The 18,555-nt window shown below is 55.7% G+C and carries 18 protein-coding genes; 15 read left to right on the forward strand and 3 right to left on the reverse strand.

The features are described from left to right. Positions 1-31: 31 nt before the first annotated feature. The 9 genes from livH (at position 32) to ugpQ (ending at position 9,086) form a co-directional block, all read left to right on the forward strand. Positions 32-958 carry a high-affinity branched-chain amino acid ABC transporter permease LivH gene (gene livH, locus AC0LWE_RS19955; protein ID WP_059180329.1) on the forward strand — a complete coding sequence of 309 codons (927 nt, stop codon included), beginning with the start codon at positions 32-34 and terminating at the stop codon, positions 956-958. After that, complete coding sequence (locus AC0LWE_RS19960; RefSeq protein WP_059180328.1) at positions 955-2,232, forward strand: high-affinity branched-chain amino acid ABC transporter permease LivM; 1,278 nt, start codon at positions 955-957, stop codon at positions 2,230-2,232. The genes livH and AC0LWE_RS19960 overlap by 4 nt, the downstream gene beginning before the upstream one ends. After that, positions 2,229-2,996 (forward strand): high-affinity branched-chain amino acid ABC transporter ATP-binding protein LivG, encoded by a 768-nt coding sequence (gene livG / locus AC0LWE_RS19965; RefSeq protein WP_059180327.1) that lies wholly within the window; start codon positions 2,229-2,231, stop codon positions 2,994-2,996. The genes AC0LWE_RS19960 and livG overlap by 4 nt, the downstream gene beginning before the upstream one ends. Position 2,997: 1 nt before the next feature. Next, positions 2,998-3,711 carry a high-affinity branched-chain amino acid ABC transporter ATP-binding protein LivF gene (livF, locus tag AC0LWE_RS19970; RefSeq protein WP_059180326.1) on the forward strand — a complete coding sequence of 238 codons (714 nt, stop codon included), beginning with the start codon at positions 2,998-3,000 and terminating at the stop codon, positions 3,709-3,711. 351 nt (positions 3,712-4,062) lie between these two features. Continuing rightward, positions 4,063-5,379, forward strand: a complete 1,317-nt coding sequence (gene ugpB, locus AC0LWE_RS19975) for a sn-glycerol-3-phosphate ABC transporter substrate-binding protein UgpB (RefSeq protein WP_059180325.1) — start codon at positions 4,063-4,065, stop codon at positions 5,377-5,379. A 159-nt stretch (positions 5,380-5,538) separates the two neighbouring features. After that, complete coding sequence (gene ugpA, locus AC0LWE_RS19980; RefSeq protein WP_059180324.1) at positions 5,539-6,426, forward strand: sn-glycerol-3-phosphate ABC transporter permease UgpA; 888 nt, start codon at positions 5,539-5,541, stop codon at positions 6,424-6,426. Beyond that, positions 6,423-7,268: a sn-glycerol-3-phosphate ABC transporter permease UgpE gene (gene ugpE, locus AC0LWE_RS19985; RefSeq protein ID WP_059180323.1), complete on the forward strand. Its 846-nt coding sequence runs from the start codon at positions 6,423-6,425 to the stop codon at positions 7,266-7,268. Before ugpA ends, ugpE begins: the two co-directional genes overlap by 4 nt. 1 nt (position 7,269) lies before the next feature. Continuing rightward, the gene (locus AC0LWE_RS19990) at positions 7,270-8,340 is read left to right on the forward strand and encodes a sn-glycerol-3-phosphate import ATP-binding protein UgpC (protein WP_131486980.1); all 1,071 of its coding nucleotides are present in this window, start codon (positions 7,270-7,272) and stop codon (positions 8,338-8,340) included. Continuing rightward, positions 8,337-9,086, forward strand: a complete 750-nt coding sequence (gene ugpQ, locus AC0LWE_RS19995; protein ID WP_219347299.1) for a glycerophosphodiester phosphodiesterase — start codon at positions 8,337-8,339, stop codon at positions 9,084-9,086. Before AC0LWE_RS19990 ends, ugpQ begins: the two co-directional genes overlap by 4 nt. Here the strand turns inward: ugpQ and AC0LWE_RS20000 are convergent. Beyond that, positions 9,067-9,492, reverse strand: coding sequence for a DUF2756 family protein (locus AC0LWE_RS20000; RefSeq protein WP_202714300.1), 426 nt, complete (start codon positions 9,490-9,492; stop codon positions 9,067-9,069). The two genes, ugpQ and AC0LWE_RS20000, sit on opposite strands and share 20 nt — an antisense overlap. A gap of 122 nt (positions 9,493-9,614) precedes the next feature. On the opposite strand from AC0LWE_RS20000, the gene ggt reads away from it, so the two are divergent. After that, complete coding sequence (ggt, locus tag AC0LWE_RS20005) at positions 9,615-11,360, forward strand: gamma-glutamyltransferase (RefSeq protein WP_219347300.1); 1,746 nt, start codon at positions 9,615-9,617, stop codon at positions 11,358-11,360. An 85-nt stretch (positions 11,361-11,445) separates the two neighbouring features. Here the strand turns inward: ggt and yhhY are convergent, their stop codons facing one another. Further along, entirely contained in the window at positions 11,446-11,934 is a 489-nt protein-coding gene (gene yhhY, locus AC0LWE_RS20010; RefSeq protein WP_219347301.1) for an N-acetyltransferase, read from the reverse strand. A gap of 421 nt (positions 11,935-12,355) precedes the next feature. Here yhhY and AC0LWE_RS20015 point away from each other — a divergent pair, with 421 nt between their 5' ends. From AC0LWE_RS20015 to gntU, 5 genes are all read left to right on the forward strand, one after another. Then, a complete protein-coding gene (locus AC0LWE_RS20015; protein WP_219347302.1) occupies positions 12,356-13,393 on the forward strand; it encodes an oxidoreductase in 1,038 nt (345 codons plus the stop codon). 123 nt (positions 13,394-13,516) lie between these two features. After that, the gene (locus tag AC0LWE_RS20020; RefSeq protein ID WP_059180316.1) at positions 13,517-14,212 is read left to right on the forward strand and encodes a pirin family protein; all 696 of its coding nucleotides are present in this window, start codon (positions 13,517-13,519) and stop codon (positions 14,210-14,212) included. A 223-nt stretch (positions 14,213-14,435) separates the two neighbouring features. Then, on the forward strand, positions 14,436-15,431 hold the full coding sequence (gene gntR / locus AC0LWE_RS20025) for a gluconate operon transcriptional repressor GntR (protein ID WP_059180315.1): 996 nt from the start codon (positions 14,436-14,438) through the stop codon (positions 15,429-15,431). A 126-nt stretch (positions 15,432-15,557) separates the two neighbouring features. Beyond that, positions 15,558-16,085, forward strand: coding sequence for a gluconokinase (gene gntK, locus AC0LWE_RS20030; protein WP_059180314.1), 528 nt, complete (start codon positions 15,558-15,560; stop codon positions 16,083-16,085). Positions 16,086-16,088: 3 nt separating this feature from the next. Then, positions 16,089-17,429 (forward strand): gluconate transporter, encoded by a 1,341-nt coding sequence (gene gntU, locus AC0LWE_RS20035; RefSeq protein WP_015960804.1) that lies wholly within the window; start codon positions 16,089-16,091, stop codon positions 17,427-17,429. Positions 17,430-17,628: 199 nt separating this feature from the next. Here the strand turns inward: gntU and AC0LWE_RS20040 are convergent, their stop codons facing one another. After that, on the reverse strand, positions 17,629-18,075 hold the full coding sequence (locus tag AC0LWE_RS20040; RefSeq protein WP_202668655.1) for a hypothetical protein: 447 nt from the start codon (positions 18,073-18,075) through the stop codon (positions 17,629-17,631). Positions 18,076-18,555 lie beyond the last annotated feature (480 nt).

Genomic DNA, 18,555 nt, shown 5'->3' on the forward strand with positions numbered 1-18,555 from the left:
ATTCAGCGGGCGGATTTAAAAAGGTTTCCTTATGTCAGAGCAGTTTCTCTATTTCTTGCAGCAGATGTTTAACGGCGTCACGCTGGGAAGCACCTACGCGCTGATCGCCATCGGTTATACGATGGTGTACGGCATTATCGGCATGATCAACTTCGCCCACGGCGAGGTCTACATGATCGGCAGTTATGTCTCCTTTATGATCATTGCCGCGCTGATGATGATGGGCATCGACAGCAGCTGGCTGCTGGTCGCTGCCGGATTTGTGGGTGCGATTGTGATTGCCAGCGCCTACGGCTGGAGCATCGAACGCGTGGCCTATCGGCCTGTGCGCAGCTCCAAACGCCTGATCGCGCTGATCTCCGCCATCGGGATGTCGATATTCCTGCAAAACTACGTCAGCCTGACCGAAGGCTCCCGCGACGTGGCGCTGCCAAGCCTGTTTAACGGCCAGTGGATTGTCGGCGCAAGTGAAAACTTCTCTGCCTCTATCACCACCATGCAGCTGGTTATCTGGATTGTGACCTTCCTGGCGATGCTGGCGCTGACCATTTTTATCCGTTATTCCCGCATGGGACGCGCCTGCCGTGCCTGTGCAGAAGACCTGAAAATGGCGAGCCTGCTCGGTATTAACACTGACCGCGTGATTGCGCTGACCTTTGTGATTGGCGCGGCGATGGCGGCGGTGGCGGGCGTTCTGCTCGGCCAGTTCTACGGCGTGATTAACCCGTATATCGGCTTTATGGCCGGGATGAAAGCCTTCACCGCAGCGGTGCTGGGCGGGATCGGCAGCATTCCTGGCGCGATGATTGGCGGCCTGATTCTGGGCGTGGCCGAAGCGCTCTCCTCGGCGTATCTGAGTACGGAATATAAAGATGTGGTGTCGTTTGCGCTGCTGATTGGCGTGCTGCTGGTGATGCCTACCGGGATTCTGGGCCGTCCGGAGGTCGAAAAAGTATGAAACCAATGCATTTTGCGATGGCGTTGCTCTCCGCCGCCATGTTCTTTGTTCTCGCGGGCGTCTTCATGGGCGTACAGTTAGAACTTAACGGCACCAAACTGGTGGTGGATGTCGCGTCTGATATCCGCTGGCAGTGGGTGTTTGTTGGCACCGCGGTGGTCTTTTTGTTCCAGCTGCTGCGCCCGGTATTCCAGAAAACGTTGAAAAACGTCTCCGGACCAAAATTTGTTTTACCGGCTATTGATGGCTCGTCCGTTAAGCAGAAACTGTTCCTGGTCGCGCTGCTGGTCGCGGCGGTGGCCTGGCCGTTTATGGTGTCGCGCGGCACGGTGGATATCGCCACGCTGACCATGATCTATGTGATTTTGGGTCTTGGCCTGAACGTGGTGGTGGGGTTGTCTGGCCTGCTGGTGCTCGGCTACGGCGGTTTCTACGCTATCGGCGCGTACACCTTTGCGCTGCTGAACCACTATTACGGCCTCGGCTTCTGGACCTGTCTGCCGCTGGCAGGGCTGGTGTCCGCTGCCGCAGGTTTCCTGCTGGGCTTCCCGGTGCTGCGTCTGCGCGGAGACTATCTGGCAATCGTGACGCTGGGCTTCGGGGAGATCGTCCGTATCCTGCTGCTGAATAACACCGAAATCACCGGCGGTCCGAATGGCGTCAGCCAGATCCCTAAACCGACGTTCTTCGGTCTGGAGTTCAGCCGTACCGCGCGCGAGGGCGGATGGGATACGTTCAGCAACTTCTTCGGCATTAAATATGACCCGTCGGACCGTGTGATTTGGCTCTATCTGGTGGCGCTGCTGCTGGTAGTGATGACGCTGTTCGTGATTAACCGCCTGCTGCGGATGCCGCTGGGCCGTGCGTGGGAAGCCTTGCGAGAAGACGAAATCGCCTGCCGTTCACTGGGTCTGAACCCGACCCGCATCAAGCTGACGGCGTTCACCATCAGCGCCGCGTTTGCGGGTTTTGCCGGAACGCTGTTTGCCGCGCGCCAGGGCTTCGTCAGCCCGGAATCGTTCACCTTTGCCGAGTCGGCTTTCGTGCTGGCGATCGTCGTGCTGGGCGGAATGGGCTCGCAGTTTGCGGTTATCCTCGCGGCGATTTTGCTGGTCGTTTCCCGCGAACTGATGCGCGACTTTAATGAATACAGCATGTTAATGCTGGGTGGTTTGATGGTGCTGATGATGATCTGGCGTCCGCAAGGCTTGCTGCCGATGACCCGTCCACAGCTGAAGCTGAAAAACGCTCAGGCGAAAGGAGAACAGGCATGAGTCAGCCATTATTAACCGTGAACGGCCTGATGATGCGTTTTGGCGGCCTGCTGGCGGTCAACAACGTGTCGCTGGATTTGCATCCAAAAGAGATCGTCTCCCTGATTGGCCCGAACGGCGCAGGGAAAACCACCGTTTTCAACTGCCTGACCGGGTTTTATAAGCCAACGGGCGGGACCATCATGCTGGGCGACAAGCACCTCGAAGGCTTACCGGGGCAGCAAATCGCGCGGATGGGCGTGGTGCGGACCTTCCAGCACGTGCGTCTGTTCCGTGAGATGACGGTGATTGAAAACCTGCTGGTGGCACAGCATCAGCAGCTTAAAACCGGTGTTTTCTCGGGCTTACTGAAAACCCCGGCCTTCCGCCGTGCGCAGGCCGAAGCCCTGGATCGTGCGGCGACCTGGCTCGACCGTATCGGCTTGCTTCAGCACGCTAACCGTCAGGCGAGCAACCTCGCCTATGGCGATCAGCGTCGTCTGGAGATTATCCGCTGCATGGTGACGCAGCCAGAAATTCTGATGCTGGATGAACCCGCCGCAGGCTTGAACCCGAAAGAGACCAAAGAGCTGGACGAACTGATCGTCGAGCTGCGTAACCATCACAACACCACTATCCTGCTGATTGAGCACGATATGAAGCTGGTGATGGGGATCTCCGATCGTATCTACGTGGTCAACCAGGGTACGCCGCTGGCGAACGGTACGCCGGATGAAATTCGACACAACCCGGACGTGATCCGCGCCTATTTGGGTGAGGCATAAGATGGAAAAAGCGATGTTATCTTTTGACAAAGTCAGTGCCCACTACGGCAAAATTCAGGCGCTGCATGACGTGAGCCTGCACATTAATCAGGGCGAAATCGTCACCCTGATTGGCGCAAACGGTGCGGGTAAAACCACGCTGCTCGGCACCTTGTGCGGCGATCCGCGCGCCACCAGCGGGCGTATCGTCTTTGATGGAAAAGACATTACCGACTGGCAGACCGCGAAAATCATGCGCGAAGCGGTAGCGATTGTGCCGGAAGGGCGTCGTGTCTTCTCGCGAATGACGGTGGAAGAGAACCTGGCAATGGGTGGCTTCTTTGTTGAGCGCGACCAATACCAGTCCCGCATGAAGTGGGTGTATGAACTCTTTCCGCGCCTGTATGAACGTCGTATTCAGCGTGCGGGCACCATGTCCGGCGGGGAACAGCAGATGCTGGCGATCGGTCGTGCGCTGATGAGCCAGCCGCGTTTGCTGCTGCTCGATGAGCCGTCGCTCGGACTTGCACCGATCATCATCCAGCAGATTTTCGACACCATTGAACAGCTGCGTAAAGAGGGCATGACCATCTTCCTCGTCGAGCAAAACGCCAACCAGGCGCTGAAGCTCGCCGATCGCGGCTACGTGCTGGAAAACGGCCGCGTGGTGCTGGAAGATACAGGCGATGCGTTGCTCGCGAACGAAGCGGTGCGCAGCGCTTATCTGGGTGGCTAGGTAAAAGCAAAAGGCAACGCACGTTGCCTTTTTAATGTTTTCCCCTTCTCCTGCGGAGAGGGCTGAGTTCAGAGCATCTGGCCGCATCCGCTCAAAGCAAAAGGCAACGCACGTTGCCTTTTTTAGTGCTTTCTCCCTCTCCCTGTGGGAGAGGGCCGGGGTGAGGGCATCTAGCCGCACAACATTATTATTCCCGCCATATTACCTTCACCGTACCATCATCCCGCTGCCTCCTGGTTGTCACTTATTTGTAATTAAACAGTTATTTTTCTGTCATTCGAACATGTCATGTTACCTCGCGAGCATAAAACGCGTGATATCGCGCATCCGGCACAAAAAAGAGAGATGACAATGACATCGTTACGACACACAGCTTTGGGTCTGGCAATCGGTCTGGCTTTTGCGACGAACGCAATGGCTGTCACGTCCATTCCGTTCTGGCATTCCATGGAAGGGGAACTGGGTAAAGAAGTTGACTCCCTGGCGCAGCGTTTCAACGACACCCACCCGGATTACAAAATTGTGCCGGTGTACAAAGGCAACTACGAGCAGAGCCTGAGCGCAGGTATCGCGGCGTTCCGTACCGGCAATGCTCCGGCGTTGCTCCAGGTTTACGAAGTCGGCACCGCGACCATGATGGCGTCCAAAGCTATCAAACCGGTGTACGAAGTGTTCAAAGATGCGGGCATCAACTTTGACGAATCTCAGTTCGTGCCGACCGTTTCCGGTTACTACACCGATTCCAAAACCGGCCACCTGCTGTCTCAGCCGTTTAACAGCTCCACGCCGGTGCTGTATTACAACAAAGACGCCTTCAAGAAAGCCGGTTTAAACCCGGATCAGCCGCCGAAAACCTGGCAGGACCTGGCGGACTACACCGCGAAGCTGAAAGCAGCAGGCATGAAGTGTGGCTACGCGAGCGGCTGGCAGGGCTGGATCCAGATTGAGAACTTCAGCGCCTGGCATGGTCTGCCTGTGGCGACCAAAAATAACGGCTTCGACGGCACTGATGCGGTTCTGGAGTTCAATAAGCCAGAGCAGGTCAAACATATCGCGCTGCTGGAAGCCCTGAATAAGAAGGGCGATTTCAGCTATTTCGGGCGTAAAGACGAATCAACCGAGAAGTTCTACAACGGCGATTGCGCGATCACGACCGCCTCTTCCGGCTCGCTGGCGGACATCCGTCACTACGCTAAATTCAACTACGGCGTGGGCATGATGCCGTACGACGCAGACGTGAAAGGCGCGCCGCAGAACGCCATCATCGGCGGGGCGAGCCTGTGGGTGATGCAGGGCAAAGACAAGGGCACCTACAAAGGCGTCGCGGAGTTCCTCGACTTCCTGGCAAAACCTGAAAACGCGGCTGAATGGCACCAGAAAACCGGTTATCTGCCTATTACCAAAGCCGCGTACGATCTGACTCGCGAGCAGGGTTTCTATGAGAAAAACCCAGGCGCTGATATTGCCACGCGTCAGATGATGAACAAGCCGCCGTTGCCGTTCACGAAAGGCCTGCGTCTGGGCAATATGCCGCAGATTCGTACCATCGTGGATGAAGAGCTGGAAAGCGTGTGGACCGGTAAGAAAACCCCTCAGCAGGCGCTGGATTCTGCGGTAGAGCGCGGAAATCTGCTGCTGCGTCGCTTTGAGCAGTCAACGAAGTCTTAATGCTTTTGCCGGATGGCGCTGCGCTTATCCGGTCTACAGGTTTAGTGCGGGCTGATGCCCTCACGCCAACCCTCTCCCACTGGGAGAGGGAGAAAATGCACCTTGTAGGCCGGGTAAGGCGACGCTGCCACCCGGCGTTTTCTGGAAAAGAGTCCCTCTATGTCATCATCCCGTCCGGTGTTCCGTTCGCGCTGGCTGCCTTATCTGCTGGTCGCCCCGCAGCTGATTATCACCGTTATCTTCTTTATCTGGCCTGCGGGCGAAGCGCTGTGGTACTCGGTACAAAGCGTCGATCCTTTCGGTTTGTCCAGCCAGTTCGTGGGTCTGGATAACTTTGCTGCCCTTTGGCACGACAGCTACTACATCGATTCCTTCTGGACGACGATAAAATTCAGCACCATGGTGACCGTCAGTGGTCTCCTGGCCTCGCTGTTCTTCGCCGCCCTGGTGGATTACGTGGTGCGCGGCAGTCGTATTTATCAAACGCTAATGCTGCTGCCGTACGCCGTTGCGCCTGCCGTTGCCGCCGTGCTGTGGATTTTCCTGTTTAACCCAGGACGCGGATTAATAACCCATTTCCTCGGTGAGATGGGATACGACTGGAACCATGCGCAAAACAGCGGCCAGGCGATGTTTCTGGTGGTTTTCGCCTCGGTCTGGAAGCAGATCAGCTACAACTTCTTATTCTTCTTTGCCGCGCTGCAATCCATTCCGCGATCGCTGGTTGAAGCCGCCGCAATTGACGGCGCAGGCCCGATCCGTCGCTTCTTCAAGCTGGCACTGCCGCTGATCGCCCCGGTGAGTTTTTTCCTGCTGGTGGTCAATCTGGTTTATGCCTTCTTCGATACCTTCCCGGTGATCGACGCCGCCACCGCCGGTGGGCCGGTGCAGGCCACGACGACCTTGATTTATAAAATTTACCGCGAAGGCTTTGCGGGTCTTGATCTCTCTGCGTCTGCTGCCCAGTCGGTAGTGCTGATGCTGCTGGTGATTGTGCTGACGGTGGTTCAGTTCCGCTATGTCGAAAGTAAGGTGCGCTACCAATGATTGAGAACCGTCCGGGGCTGACGATTTTCAGCCACACCATGCTGATTCTGGGGATTATCGTCATCCTCTTCCCGCTGTACATCGCCTTTGTGGCCGCCACGTTGGACACTAAAGCCGTGTTTGAAACGCCGATGACGCTGATCCCCGGTGGTCATCTTTTTGAAAACATGGCGACCATCTGGACGCAGGGCGTGGGCGCGAATAGCGCGCCGTTCTGGCTGATGATGCTGAACAGCTTCATCATGGCGTTCGGCATCACGGTCGGCAAAATTGTGGTGTCGATGCTCTCTGCGTTCGCCATCGTTTGGTTCCGTTTTCCGCTGCGCAACCTGTTCTTCTGGATGATTTTTATCACCCTGATGCTGCCGGTTGAAGTGCGTATTTTCCCGACGGTCGAAGTGATCGCCAACCTGAAAATGCTCGACAGCTACGCGGGTCTAACGCTGCCGCTGATGGCGTCAGCAACGGCGACGTTTTTGTTCCGCCAGTTCTTTATGACGTTGCCGGACGAGCTGATTGAAGCGGCGCGAATCGACGGTGCGTCACCGATGCGCTTTTTCCGTGACATCGTGCTGCCGCTCTCCAAAACCAACCTTGCGGCGCTGTTCGTGATCACCTTTATCTACGGCTGGAACCAGTATCTGTGGCCGCTGCTGATTGTGCAGGACGTCAATCTCGGCACCGCCGTAGCGGGCATCAAAGGCATGATCGCCACGGGCGAAGGCACCACGCTCTGGAATCAGGTGATGGCGGCGATGCTGCTCACCCTCATCCCTCCGGTCGTTATCGTTTTAGCCATGCAGCGCGCGTTTGTGCGTGGCTTAGTGGACAGTGAGAAATAAGATGGCAGGACTTAAATTACAGGCAGTAACCAAAAGCTGGGATAACAAAACCCAGGTGATTCAACCGCTGACGCTCGACGTGGCGGATGGCGAATTTATTGTGATGGTTGGCCCGTCCGGCTGCGGAAAATCCACGCTGCTGCGCATGGTCGCCGGGCTTGAGCGCGTGACCAGCGGCGATATCTGGATTGACAGGCAGCGCGTCACGGAAATGGAGCCGAAAGATCGCGGCATCGCGATGGTGTTCCAGAACTACGCGCTGTATCCACACATGAGCGTGGAAGAGAACATGGCCTGGGGGCTGAAAATTCGTGGGATGGGCAAGGGCCACATCGAAGAGCGTGTCAAAGAGGCGGCGCGCATTCTGGAACTCGACGGCTTGCTGAAACGCCGTCCGCGCGAGTTGTCCGGCGGGCAGCGTCAGCGCGTGGCGATGGGGCGCGCTATCGTGCGCGATCCGGCGGTCTTCCTGTTCGATGAACCGCTCTCTAACCTCGACGCCAAACTGCGCGTGCAAATGCGCCTTGAGTTACAGCATTTGCATCGTCGCCTGAAAACCACCTCGCTGTACGTCACCCACGATCAGGTCGAAGCCATGACGCTGGCACAACGCGTGATGGTGATGAATAAAGGGATTGCGGAGCAAATCGGTACGCCGGTTGAAGTGTATGAAAAACCGGCCAGCCGCTTTGTGGCGAGCTTTATTGGCAGTCCGGCGATGAATTTGCTGGAAGGGCGCATCAGCCACGCGGGCACCCATTTCGAGCTTGAGAGCGGTATGGCGCTGCCGATCAACTGGTATTATCGCGGTTATGCCGGACGTAAAATGACGCTGGGTATCCGCCCGGAACATATTGCGTTAAGCTCGCAGGCGGACGGCGGCGTGCCGTTAGTCATGGACACGCTGGAGATGCTGGGAGCGGATAACCTGGCGCACGGGCGCTGGGGCGATCAAAAAATGGTGGTGCGTCTGGCCCATCAGGAACGCCCTAAAGCCGGCAGCACGCTCTGGCTGCATCTGCCCGAAAATCATCTGCACTTATTTGATGGCGAAACAGGACAACGCGTATGAGTCACTGGCCTTATCCTCACATCGTCGCCCATCGCGGCGGCGGTAAACTGGCACCGGAAAACACGCTGGCAGCGATTGACGTGGGTGCGCATTACGGTCATCGGATGATCGAGTTTGACGCTAAGCTGTCGCAAGACGGTGAAATCTTCCTGCTGCATGACGACAATCTGGAGCGAACCAGTAATGGCTGGGGCGTGGCGGGAGCGCTGCCGTGGCGCGATCTGCTGAAAGTGGACGCAGGCAGCTGGTACAGCAGTGACTTCAAAGGCGAACCGCTGCCGCTGCTGGCGGAAGTGGCGGATCGCTGTCGTCAGCACGGCATGATGGCCAACATTGAAATCAAACCGACCACCGGCAGCGGGCCGCTCACAGGAAAAGTGATTGCGCTGGCGGCGCGTGAAATGTGGGACGGGATGACGGCGCCGCTGCTGTCGTCGTTTGAAATCGACGCGCTGGAAGCAGCACTTGCGGCCGCACCGGAACTGCCGCGCGGTTTACTGCTGGATGAATGGCGTGACGACTGGCAGGCGCTGACCACGCGCTTAGCCTGCGTGTCGATTCATCTGAATCACAGGCTGCTGGATGAAGCGCGCGTAAAAATGCTGAAAGACGCCGGATTACACATTCTGGTTTATACCGTCAACAAACCCCAGCGCGCGGCAGAGCTGCTGCGCTGGGGCGTCGACTGCATCTGTACCGATGCCATCGACGTGATTGGTCCAGACTTTAATTCAGCGGCGGACTGAGTAATTCGCCGTTCTGGCGCTGCGGCAGCATATGCTGTTGCTGCGGCGCAACCCCTCCGCTATCACCCCCCAGAAGCGTTCCGGAACTCGGTCGTGGCGTGCTGTTGAGCATGCCGCCGTTGGCGTTCGGCAATGGCTGCTCACGCATCTGACCCTGCTGGATCCGCTGGGTATTGGTGTTCATCTGCGTTTGCAGATGCTGCTGCTGAAGCTGTGTTTGGGTTCTCAACTGTTGATTGAGCATCCCTTTTTGCTGCTGCTGTTGGTTCATCATCTCCGTCTGCATCCGCTGCTGACTCGGAATGACATACCCCGGTTGATTGGGGTTGTTCATCGTATTCAGTGGCTGTGGTTGTGCCAACGCAGCAAACGGGAGCAGCGCCGTAATAAGCAAAAGTCGTTTCATTATCTTTTCCTCCCTCTGAGGCTTCTCTTAAGTTTATCTCGATTCTGACACCACGATGATTTTTTAGGAGTTGTGAACCAGGCTTAAACGGGAATATGGATCCCATCACCTGGAGAATAACAATGATAAAACCAACGTTTTTGCGCTGGGTCGCTATCGCAGCGCTGATGGCGGGCGGCACGTTCACCGTGGCGGCAAATCCGCCTGCCGCACCGCCTGTCTCGTATGGCGTTGAAGAAGATGTATTTCATCCCGTTCGCGCGAAGCAGGGCATGGTGGCGTCGGTTGACGCGATGGCGACCCAAGTGGGCGTGGATATTCTCAAGCAGGGCGGTAATGCCGTGGATGCTGCGGTTGCCGTGGGTTATGCGCTGGCCGTGACCCATCCCCAGGCGGGGAATCTGGGCGGCGGCGGGTTTATGATGCTGCGCACCAAAGACGGGAAAACGACGGCGATCGATTTCCGCGAAATGGCACCGAACCAGGCTTCCCGCGATATGTTCCTCGACGATCAGGGCAACCCGGACAGTAAAAAATCGCTGACGTCACATCTGGCAACCGGCACGCCGGGCACGGTGGCAGGCTTCTCGCTGGCGCTGGAAAAATACGGCACGCTGCCGCTGAACAAAGTGGTGCAGCCTGCTATCAAGCTCGCGCGCGACGGTTTTGTGGTGAACGACGCCCTGGCGGACGACCTCAAAACCTATGGCAGTGAAGTCATTCCCAACCATGAAAACAGCAAAGCGATTTTCTGGAAAGACGGCGAGCCGCTGAAAAAGGGCGACAAGCTGGTGCAGAAAAATCTGGCGAAAAGCCTGGAGCTGATTGCTGAAAACGGCCCGGATGCGTTCTACAAAGGGGCGATTGCCGACCAAATCGCGGAAGAGATGCAAAAGAACGGCGGACTGATCACCAAAGCCGATCTGGCGGAATATAAAGCTATCGAGCGCGAGCCGATCAGCGGCGACTATCGCGGGTATCAGGTGTACTCAATGCCACCGCCGTCTTCTGGTGGGATCCACATCGTGCAGATCCTCAATATTCTTGAAAACTTCGATATGCACAAATTCGGCTTTGGTAGTGCCGATACGATGCAGGTGATGGCCGAAGCGGAGAAGTTTGCTTACGCGGATCGCTCGGAATATCTCGGCGATCCGGATTTCGTTAAAGTGCCGTGGCAGGCGCTGACTAACAAAGCGTATGCCAAATCGCTGGCGGATCAGATTGATATCAACAAGGCAAAACCGTCGAGCCAAATTCGTCCCGGCAAACTGGCGCCATACGAAAGTAACCAGACCACCCATTTCTCAGTGGTGGATAAAGACGGTAACGCGGTGGCGGTGACCTATACGCTCAATACCACCTTTGGCACCGGGATTGTGGCGGGTAATAGCGGCATTTTACTGAACAACGAAATGGATGATTTCTCGGCCAAACCGGGTGTACCGAACGTTTACGGACTGGTGGGCGGCGACGCCAATGCGGTCGGGCCGAAGAAGCGTCCGCTGTCGTCAATGTCCCCGACAATTGTGGTGAAAGACGGTAAAACCTGGCTGGTAACCGGTAGCCCTGGCGGCAGCCGTATTATCACCACGGTGCTGCAAATGGTGGTGAACAGCATTGATTTTGGTATGAACGTGGCGGAGGCGACTAACGCACCGCGTTTCCATCATCAGTGGCTGCCGGACGAACTGCGCGTGGAGAAGGGCTTTAGCCCGGATACCTTAAAACTGCTGGAGCAGCGCGGGCAGAAAATTGCGGTGAAAGAGGCGATGGGCAGCACCCAGAGCATTATGGTTGGGCCGGACGGTACGCTGTTTGGCGCATCCGATCCACGCACCGTCGATGATTTGACGGCAGGGTACTGATGTCTTCCCCTCTCGCCACAGGGGCGAGAGGGAAGTGCATGTCGGGCAATCCCCTCTCCCTGTGGGAGAGGGTGAGGGCAACAAACTACTTCATTCGCGCCATATAATACGCATCGACATACTCGCCGTTGCGCAGCGCAAACTTCTTGCCGGTGCCTTCAACTTCAAAGCCATATTTGCGGTACAGCGCCAGTGCGGCAGGGTTATCTGAAAATACCGTCAATTCAATACGTTCGATGCGCATCCAGTTGTCGCAAAGATTGATCATCTCACGCATTAACGCACTGCCTACGCCGCGCCCTTGCGCATGCGCTGCTACGCTGATGCCAAAGGTTGCCACATGGCTGCGCCGTGGACTGGCTTCTACCTGTAACGACAGGTCGCCGACGATTTTCTCATCAATGCAGGCCACCAGACGTCTTTGCCCGGGCTTAACAACCAGGCGCTCTTGCCACATTTCGAGAGAAGGATGAGGTAGCTGTAGCGTGTCATGATACACCCCCGGATGCATGTAATTCTGGCGTATGGCCGCGGCATCATTCGGTTCAGCGTGGCGTATCACTATCTCACTCATTCCTTTGTCCTCGTTAGGTTGATCTCCCTTTTAACATCATTGAGTTTGAAATTTGAGTCAACTCACTTTTTTGCAAAAAGTATTGGACAACTGCGAATGAGAATGATTATTATTGTCTCGCGTTCAGGAAGACCTCTACGGAAACCTGAAAGCACGACATTGCTCACATTGCTTCCAGTATTACTTTAGCCAGCTTCTAGCTGGCTTTTTTTTGTCTATTTTTCAGCCTGGCTTACGTGCCATTCTGCCGCCGGGAAGTGCTCGCAATCCTCGCGTACTGTGCATACGCTCCGGTTGTTGCGTGCTGGCTGTGAATAATCTGACTGCGCCACTCACGCCCGAGGGATGGGCTAAGTCAACGCTGGGGTGAAGGGAAAAGTTGCGCTATGGTAGACTCAGCAACCTTAAAAAGGACTGAGCCATGACGTTACATTGCGCATTTATTGGATTTGGTAAAAGCACCACCCGCTATCACCTTCCGTATGTTCTCAACCGTAAAAACAGCTGGCATGTGGCGCATATTTACCGCCGCAGCGCGAAGCCGGAAGAGCAGGCTCCGCAGTATTCACATATCCATTTCACCAGCGATCTGGATGAAGTGCTGGGCGATCCGCAGGTCAAACTGGTGATCGTCTGCACGCACGCCGACAGCCACTTTGATTACGCGAAACGCGCGCTGGAAGCGGGCAAAAACGTGCTGGTGGAAAAACCCTTTACCCCGACAATGGCTGAAGCTAAAGCGCTTTTCGCACTGGCAAAAAGCAAAGGGCTGACCGTAACGCCGTACCAGAATCGCCGCTTTGACTCTTGCTTCCTGACGGCGAAAAAAGCCATCGAGAGCGGCAAGCTGGGGGAGATTGTTGAAGTCGAAAGCCATTTTGATTACTTCCGCCCGATTGCTGAAACCAAGCCTGGTCTGCCGCAGGACGGGTCGTTTTACGGCCTTGGCGTGCATACCATGGACCAGATTATATCCCTGTTCGGCCGCCCGGATCACGTGGCTTACGACATCCGCAGCCTGCGTAATAAAGCCAACCCCGACGACACTTTCGAAGCGCAGCTGTTTTACGGCGATGTAAAAGCGATCGTCAAAACCAGTCATCTGGTGAAAATCGATTACCCAAAATTTATCGTTCACGGCACCAGGGGCTCGTTTCTCAAATACGGCATTGACCAGCAGGAAACCAGCCTGAAAGCCAATATCATGCCCGGCGAAACGGGTTTTGCCGCGGATGACTCCCTCGGCGTGATGGAGTACGTCAATGCCGACGGCGTGACGGTCAAAGAAGAGATTGCCCCGGAAATCGGCGACTATGGCCGCGTCTATGATGCGCTCTTTGAAACCATCACCAAAGGCACGCCAAATTACGTCAAGGAATCTGACGTTCTGACCAATCTGGAAATCCTTGAACGGGCGTTTGAGCAGGCCTCTCCTGCTACGGTAACCCTCGCGAAATAAGCAAAAGTGGCTCCTCTGGACTTGTTCATAATTTTTGAACAGAGGAGTCAATTTTCACCCACTATCATCCCAGCGCGAATACGTCCACACTTACTCCATCGAAACGAACTGGGGTGAAAAACAATGATCTTCTTACGCAAAGCTAACGAACGTGGTCACGCAAATCATGGCTGGCTGGACTCATGGCATACCTTCTCGTTTGCTGACTATTACGACCCGAATTTCATGGGCTTCTCGGCACTGCGCGTGATTAACGATGACGTGATTGACGCAGGCCAGGGCTTCGGCACTCACCCGCACAAAGACATGGAAATTTTGACCTATGTACTCGAAGGTGCCGTGGCGCACAAAGACAGCATGGGTAACGAAGAGCAGGTTCCGGCGGGTGAATTCCAGATCATGAGCGCAGGGACCGGTGTACGTCACTCGGAATACAACCCGAGCAAAACGGAAAAACTGCATCTGTATCAAATCTGGATCATTCCAGAAGAAACCGGTATTACGCCGCGCTACGAGCAGCGTCGCTTTGATGCAGAACAGGGCAAACAGCTGGTGCTCTCTCCCGATGCCCGCGATGGCTCGCTGAAAGTGCATCAGGATATGGAACTCTATCGCTGGGCGCTGGCGAAAAACGAACAATCTGTGCACCAGATTGCTGCGGAACGCCGCGTGTGGATCCAGGTCGTGAAAGGCGAGGTGAGCATTAACGGCACCAAAGCCACCACTGCCGATGGTCTGGCGATTTGGGATGAGCAGGCGCTATCCATTCATGCCGACAGTGAAAGTGAAATATTGCTTTTCGATCTGCCACCGGTCTGAAGACGCGTCATCCGTTAAGCCGCATCGTGGTTGGCTTAACTCGTAATCCCGGTCGCATTGATATGTACGCGATCGGGGTTTCACTGCATCGCCGCCTCGATGCAACTCGAATGATTAAATGTATTTTTTTGATAAAAGGCTAACCCTCACCATTTGACAGGGGAAGGTTGGCCTTTGTCCGTGATAAACTGAGAAAATCTCTCACTCAAGATTTCTCAGGACGATGAAAAAGAAAAGACCCGTACTTCAGGATGTAGCCGATCGCGTCGGTGTGACCAAAATGACGGTCAGCCGCTTTTTGCGTAACCCGGAACAGGTTTCCCTGGCGTTGCGTGGCAAGATTGCCGCTGCTCTCGATGAACTGGGTTATATCCCCAACCGCGCCCCCGATATTCTCTCCAATTCCACCAGCCGCGCGGTCGGTGTCCTGCTTCCTTCCCTGACCAACCAGGTTTTCGCCGAAGTGCTGCGCGGTATCGAAAGCGTCACCGATGCTTACGGTTATCAGACCATGCTTGCGCACTATGGGTACAAACCGGAACTGGAAGAAGAACGTCTTGAATCCATGCTTTCCTGGAACATCGACGGTCTGATTTTAACGGAACGTACTCACACCCCTCGCACGCTCAAAATGATTGAAGTCGCCGGGATTCCGGTCGTCGAGCTGATGGACAGCCAGTCTCCGTGTCTGGATATCGCCGTCGGATTCGATAACTTCGAGGCCGCCCGCCAGATGACCGCCGCCATTCTTGCGCGTGGGCATCGCCACGTCGCCTATCTTGGCGCACGTCTGGATGAACGTACTATCATCAAACAGAAGGGCTACGAGCAGGCCATGCTCGACGCGCATTTAACGCCGTACAGCGTGATGGTGGAGCAATCGTCTTCCTATTCGTCCGGTATTGAGCTGATGCGTCAGGCGCGTCGTGAATATCCGCAGCTCGATGGCATCTTCTGTACCAACGATGACCTGGCGGTTGGCGCTGCGTTTGAATGCCAGCGTTTGGGGCTGAAAATCCCTGATGACATCGCGATTGCCGGTTTCCATGGCCACGATATCGGCCAGGTGATGGAACCGCGACTGGCGAGCGTCCTGACACCGCGTGAACGCATGGGCCGCATTGGTGCGGAACGCCTGCTGGCGCGCATTCGGGGTGAAGTGGTGACGCCGAAAATGTTAGATTTAGGTTTCACCTTGTCACCAGGTGGATCAATTTAATCTGACAAGTTTGACCTGGCTCACACTTATTCACTTCACGCACGTTTGGATATTGCTTCTCTTTTGCCCCGGCAGGACAATGTTACCGATAACTGTTACCCGTAACAATTGACTGAGGGACTCCCTTTGAGCACGACGAATCTCGATCACCACGTTTATGTCCTGATGGGCGTTTCCGGTAGCGGTAAATCCGCCGTTGCCAGTGAAGTGGCGCATCAACTTCAGGCCGCATTTCTTGATGGCGACTTCCTTCATCCGCGCAGCAACATCACCAAAATGGCCGCTGGCGAGCCGTTGAATGATGACGACCGCAAGCCGTGGTTGCAGGCGTTGAATGATGCCGCGTTCGCCATGCAGCGCACCAATAAAGTGTCGCTGATTGTCTGCTCCGCGCTGAAAAAGACCTACCGCGATCTGCTGCGTGACGGCAATCCGAATCTCTCTTTCATCTATCTGAAAGGCGATTTCGAGGTGATTGAAAGCCGTCTGAAAGCGCGTAAAGGCCACTTCTTTAAAACTCAGATGCTGGTTACTCAGTTTGACGCGTTGCAGGAACCGGGCGCGGATGAAAGCGATGTCTTGATCGTGGATATCGATCAGCCGCTGGACGGTGTTGTTGCCAGCACCATCGAGGTCATTAATAAAAGGCAGTAAGTTTTGAGTACATTAACGTTAGTTTTGACAGCAGTTGGCTCCGTTTTGCTGCTGCTGTTTTTAGTGATGAAAGCGCGTATGCACGCCTTCGTTGCTTTGATGGTGGTTTCTATTGGTGCAGGTCTCTTTTCCGGCATGCCGCTCGACAAAATCGCAGCGACAATGGAAAAAGGGATGGGAGGCACGCTGGGTTTCCTGGCGATTGTGGTCGCGCTGGGCGCGATGTTTGGCAAGATTTTGCATGAAACGGGCGCGGTCGATCAGATTGCCGTCAAAATGCTCAAGTCCTTTGGTCACAGCCGCGCGCATTATGCGATTGGTCTGGCCGGTCTGATTTGCGCGCTGCCGCTGTTCTTCGAAGTGGCCGTGGTGCTGCTGATTAGCGTGGCGTTCTCGATGGCGCGTCATACCGGAACCAACCTCGTGAAGTTGGTGATCCCGCTGTTTGCGGGCGTGGCGGCCGCGGCGGCGTTCCTGCTGCCTGGGCCTGCGCCGATGCTGCTGGCGTCTCAGATGCACGCTGACTTTGGCTGGATGATCCTGATTGGCCTGTGTGCCGCAATCCCGGGGATGATTATCGCTGGGCCGCTGTGGGGCAATTTCATCAGCCGCTACGTTGAGCTGCACATCCCTGACGATATTACCGAGCCGCATCTTGGCGAAGGCAAAATGCCGTCCTTCGGTTTTAGCCTGGCGCTGATCCTGCTACCGCTGGTATTGGTAGGGCTGAAAACTATCGCTGCGCGCTTTGTGCCGGTCGGTTCCAGTACCTACGAATGGTTCGAGTTTATTGGCCATCCGTTCACCGCGATTCTGGTTGCCTGTCTGGTGGCGATTTATGGCCTGGCGATCCGTCAGGGCATGCCGAAAGACAGAGTCATGGAAATCTGCGGTGCCGCGCTGCAACCGGCGGGCATTATCCTGCTGGTAATTGGTGCGGGCGGCGTGTTCAAGCAGGTACTGGTGGATTCCGGCGTGGGTCCTGCACTGGGCGAAGCGCTGACCGGGATGGGCTTGCCGATTGCCGTGACCTGCTTCGTGCTGGCGGCCGCGGTGCGCATCATCCAGGGTTCCGCCACCGTGGCGTGTCTGACGGCCGTGGGCCTGGTGATGCCGGTGATTGAACAGCTGAACTACTCCGGCGCGCAGATGGCGGCACTGTCAATCTGTATCGCGGGCGGTTCGATTGTGGTCTCTCACGTGAATGACGCCGGCTTCTGGCTGTTCGGTAAATTTACCGGCGCGACCGAAGCGCAGACCCTGAAAACCTGGACGCTGATGGAGACTATCCTCGGCACGACAGGTGCGATTGTCGGGATGATTGCGTTTACGTTGTTGAGCTAAGGCATCGCAGGTAGAAAGAAAAGGACAACGTGAGTTGTCCTTTTTTGTTGCCCCTCACTCTGTGGGAGATAGAGAGGAGAGGGTATCGGGCCGCAGAGGTCGTATTTTTGTAGGGTGGTGGCTTTGCCTTTGTTGGTTTTCTCCCTCTCCCCGTGGGAGAGGGCAGGGGTGAGGGCATCAGAGCACACCATCCCTCTTTTTAAAGTAGCGCAACGCCCTCTTCAGTGCGCAACCAGCGCGGTGCTTTCAGCGTATCGCTGTAAAATCCCACCAAATCCTGCAGCAAATCGCCCGCCACCCTTTCTTCACGCTCTGACAGTGAGCGCGTTAACAGCAGCTGGGTTAAGAGCTGGCAATAACGCCCCAATTGATCGCTTTCAGGCTCAAAAACGGGCACGTCCAGCGGCAGGTCATCCACCGTCAGGCTTGCTTTTAAATGTTCAGGAACGGGTTCCAGCAGCGTTGGCTGAAGCAGGTCCAGACAGGCCGAAAGCCGTCCGCACAGCGCCATTTTTTGTGCCGGGTCTTCGCATTCCACTATCACTTCAGCAAACCTTTCGCAGTTGTCTGCCAGCGCGGTGAAATCGGTGTTGCTATCGAATGGGACGGTAAATAAAGAATGAGAAAAGCTAAGGGTAGTCGTCATATGACAGCCTCTGATGAGATTAATTGACCACCACAGAAGGGACCAACCTTGCTGGTGGTGGACTGAACGGAGTTGGTCCTACCGGCCTCATCAGCTACCGGCGCGTCTTGCGACGCCACCGTCCAGCCCACCATTGAGGTGTAGCTGTCCACGCAATAAAAACGAGTTTTATCGCGGATGAGGATGACAGGGGACCAACCCCGACGCCTGATTTTGCAGGCGTGGCGAGAAGATACTGCTTTGCTGATTGGCTGGCAAGAGAGGCGCTGGAAGCACGCTCGCAGAACCTGAAATTAAACCTTAGCGATACAAAAGCCCAGGGGGACGACAGACTTTCAGCGATGGCCTGGGTCCGGCTGTAAATCGCTGAGTCGTTGACCAAAGGCCGGGGCGAGGCGCATGGATGCGCCGAGAGGGCGTGACCTGCATGGATGCAGGATCGCGCCTGACCCGAAGCCGAAGGGAATAAGACGAAGGTAT

Source organism: Lelliottia sp. RD5 (assembly GCF_056032945.1).

Bases quoted from the DNA above. Each gene is read 5' to 3' on its own strand.
- livH (WP_059180329.1), top strand. From the start codon at position 32: ATGTCAGAGCAGTTTCTCTATTTCTTGCAGCAGATGTTTAACGGCGTC.
- AC0LWE_RS19960 (WP_059180328.1), top strand. From the start codon at position 955: ATGAAACCAATGCATTTTGCGATGGCGTTGCTCTCCGCCGCCATGTTC.
- livG (WP_059180327.1), top strand. From the start codon at position 2,229: ATGAGTCAGCCATTATTAACCGTGAACGGCCTGATGATGCGTTTTGGC.
- livF (WP_059180326.1), top strand. From the start codon at position 2,998: ATGGAAAAAGCGATGTTATCTTTTGACAAAGTCAGTGCCCACTACGGC.
- ugpB (WP_059180325.1), top strand. From the start codon at position 4,063: ATGACATCGTTACGACACACAGCTTTGGGTCTGGCAATCGGTCTGGCT.
- ugpA (WP_059180324.1), top strand. From the start codon at position 5,539: ATGTCATCATCCCGTCCGGTGTTCCGTTCGCGCTGGCTGCCTTATCTG.
- ugpE (WP_059180323.1), top strand. From the start codon at position 6,423: ATGATTGAGAACCGTCCGGGGCTGACGATTTTCAGCCACACCATGCTG.
- AC0LWE_RS19990 (WP_131486980.1), top strand. From the start codon at position 7,270: ATGGCAGGACTTAAATTACAGGCAGTAACCAAAAGCTGGGATAACAAA.
- ugpQ (WP_219347299.1), top strand. From the start codon at position 8,337: ATGAGTCACTGGCCTTATCCTCACATCGTCGCCCATCGCGGCGGCGGT.
- AC0LWE_RS20000 (WP_202714300.1), bottom strand. From the start codon at position 9,492: ATGAAACGACTTTTGCTTATTACGGCGCTGCTCCCGTTTGCTGCGTTG.
- ggt (WP_219347300.1), top strand. From the start codon at position 9,615: ATGATAAAACCAACGTTTTTGCGCTGGGTCGCTATCGCAGCGCTGATG.
- yhhY (WP_219347301.1), bottom strand. From the start codon at position 11,934: ATGAGTGAGATAGTGATACGCCACGCTGAACCGAATGATGCCGCGGCC.
- AC0LWE_RS20015 (WP_219347302.1), top strand. From the start codon at position 12,356: ATGACGTTACATTGCGCATTTATTGGATTTGGTAAAAGCACCACCCGC.
- AC0LWE_RS20020 (WP_059180316.1), top strand. From the start codon at position 13,517: ATGATCTTCTTACGCAAAGCTAACGAACGTGGTCACGCAAATCATGGC.
- gntR (WP_059180315.1), top strand. From the start codon at position 14,436: ATGAAAAAGAAAAGACCCGTACTTCAGGATGTAGCCGATCGCGTCGGT.
- AC0LWE_RS20040 (WP_202668655.1), bottom strand. From the start codon at position 18,075: ATGACGACTACCCTTAGCTTTTCTCATTCTTTATTTACCGTCCCATTC.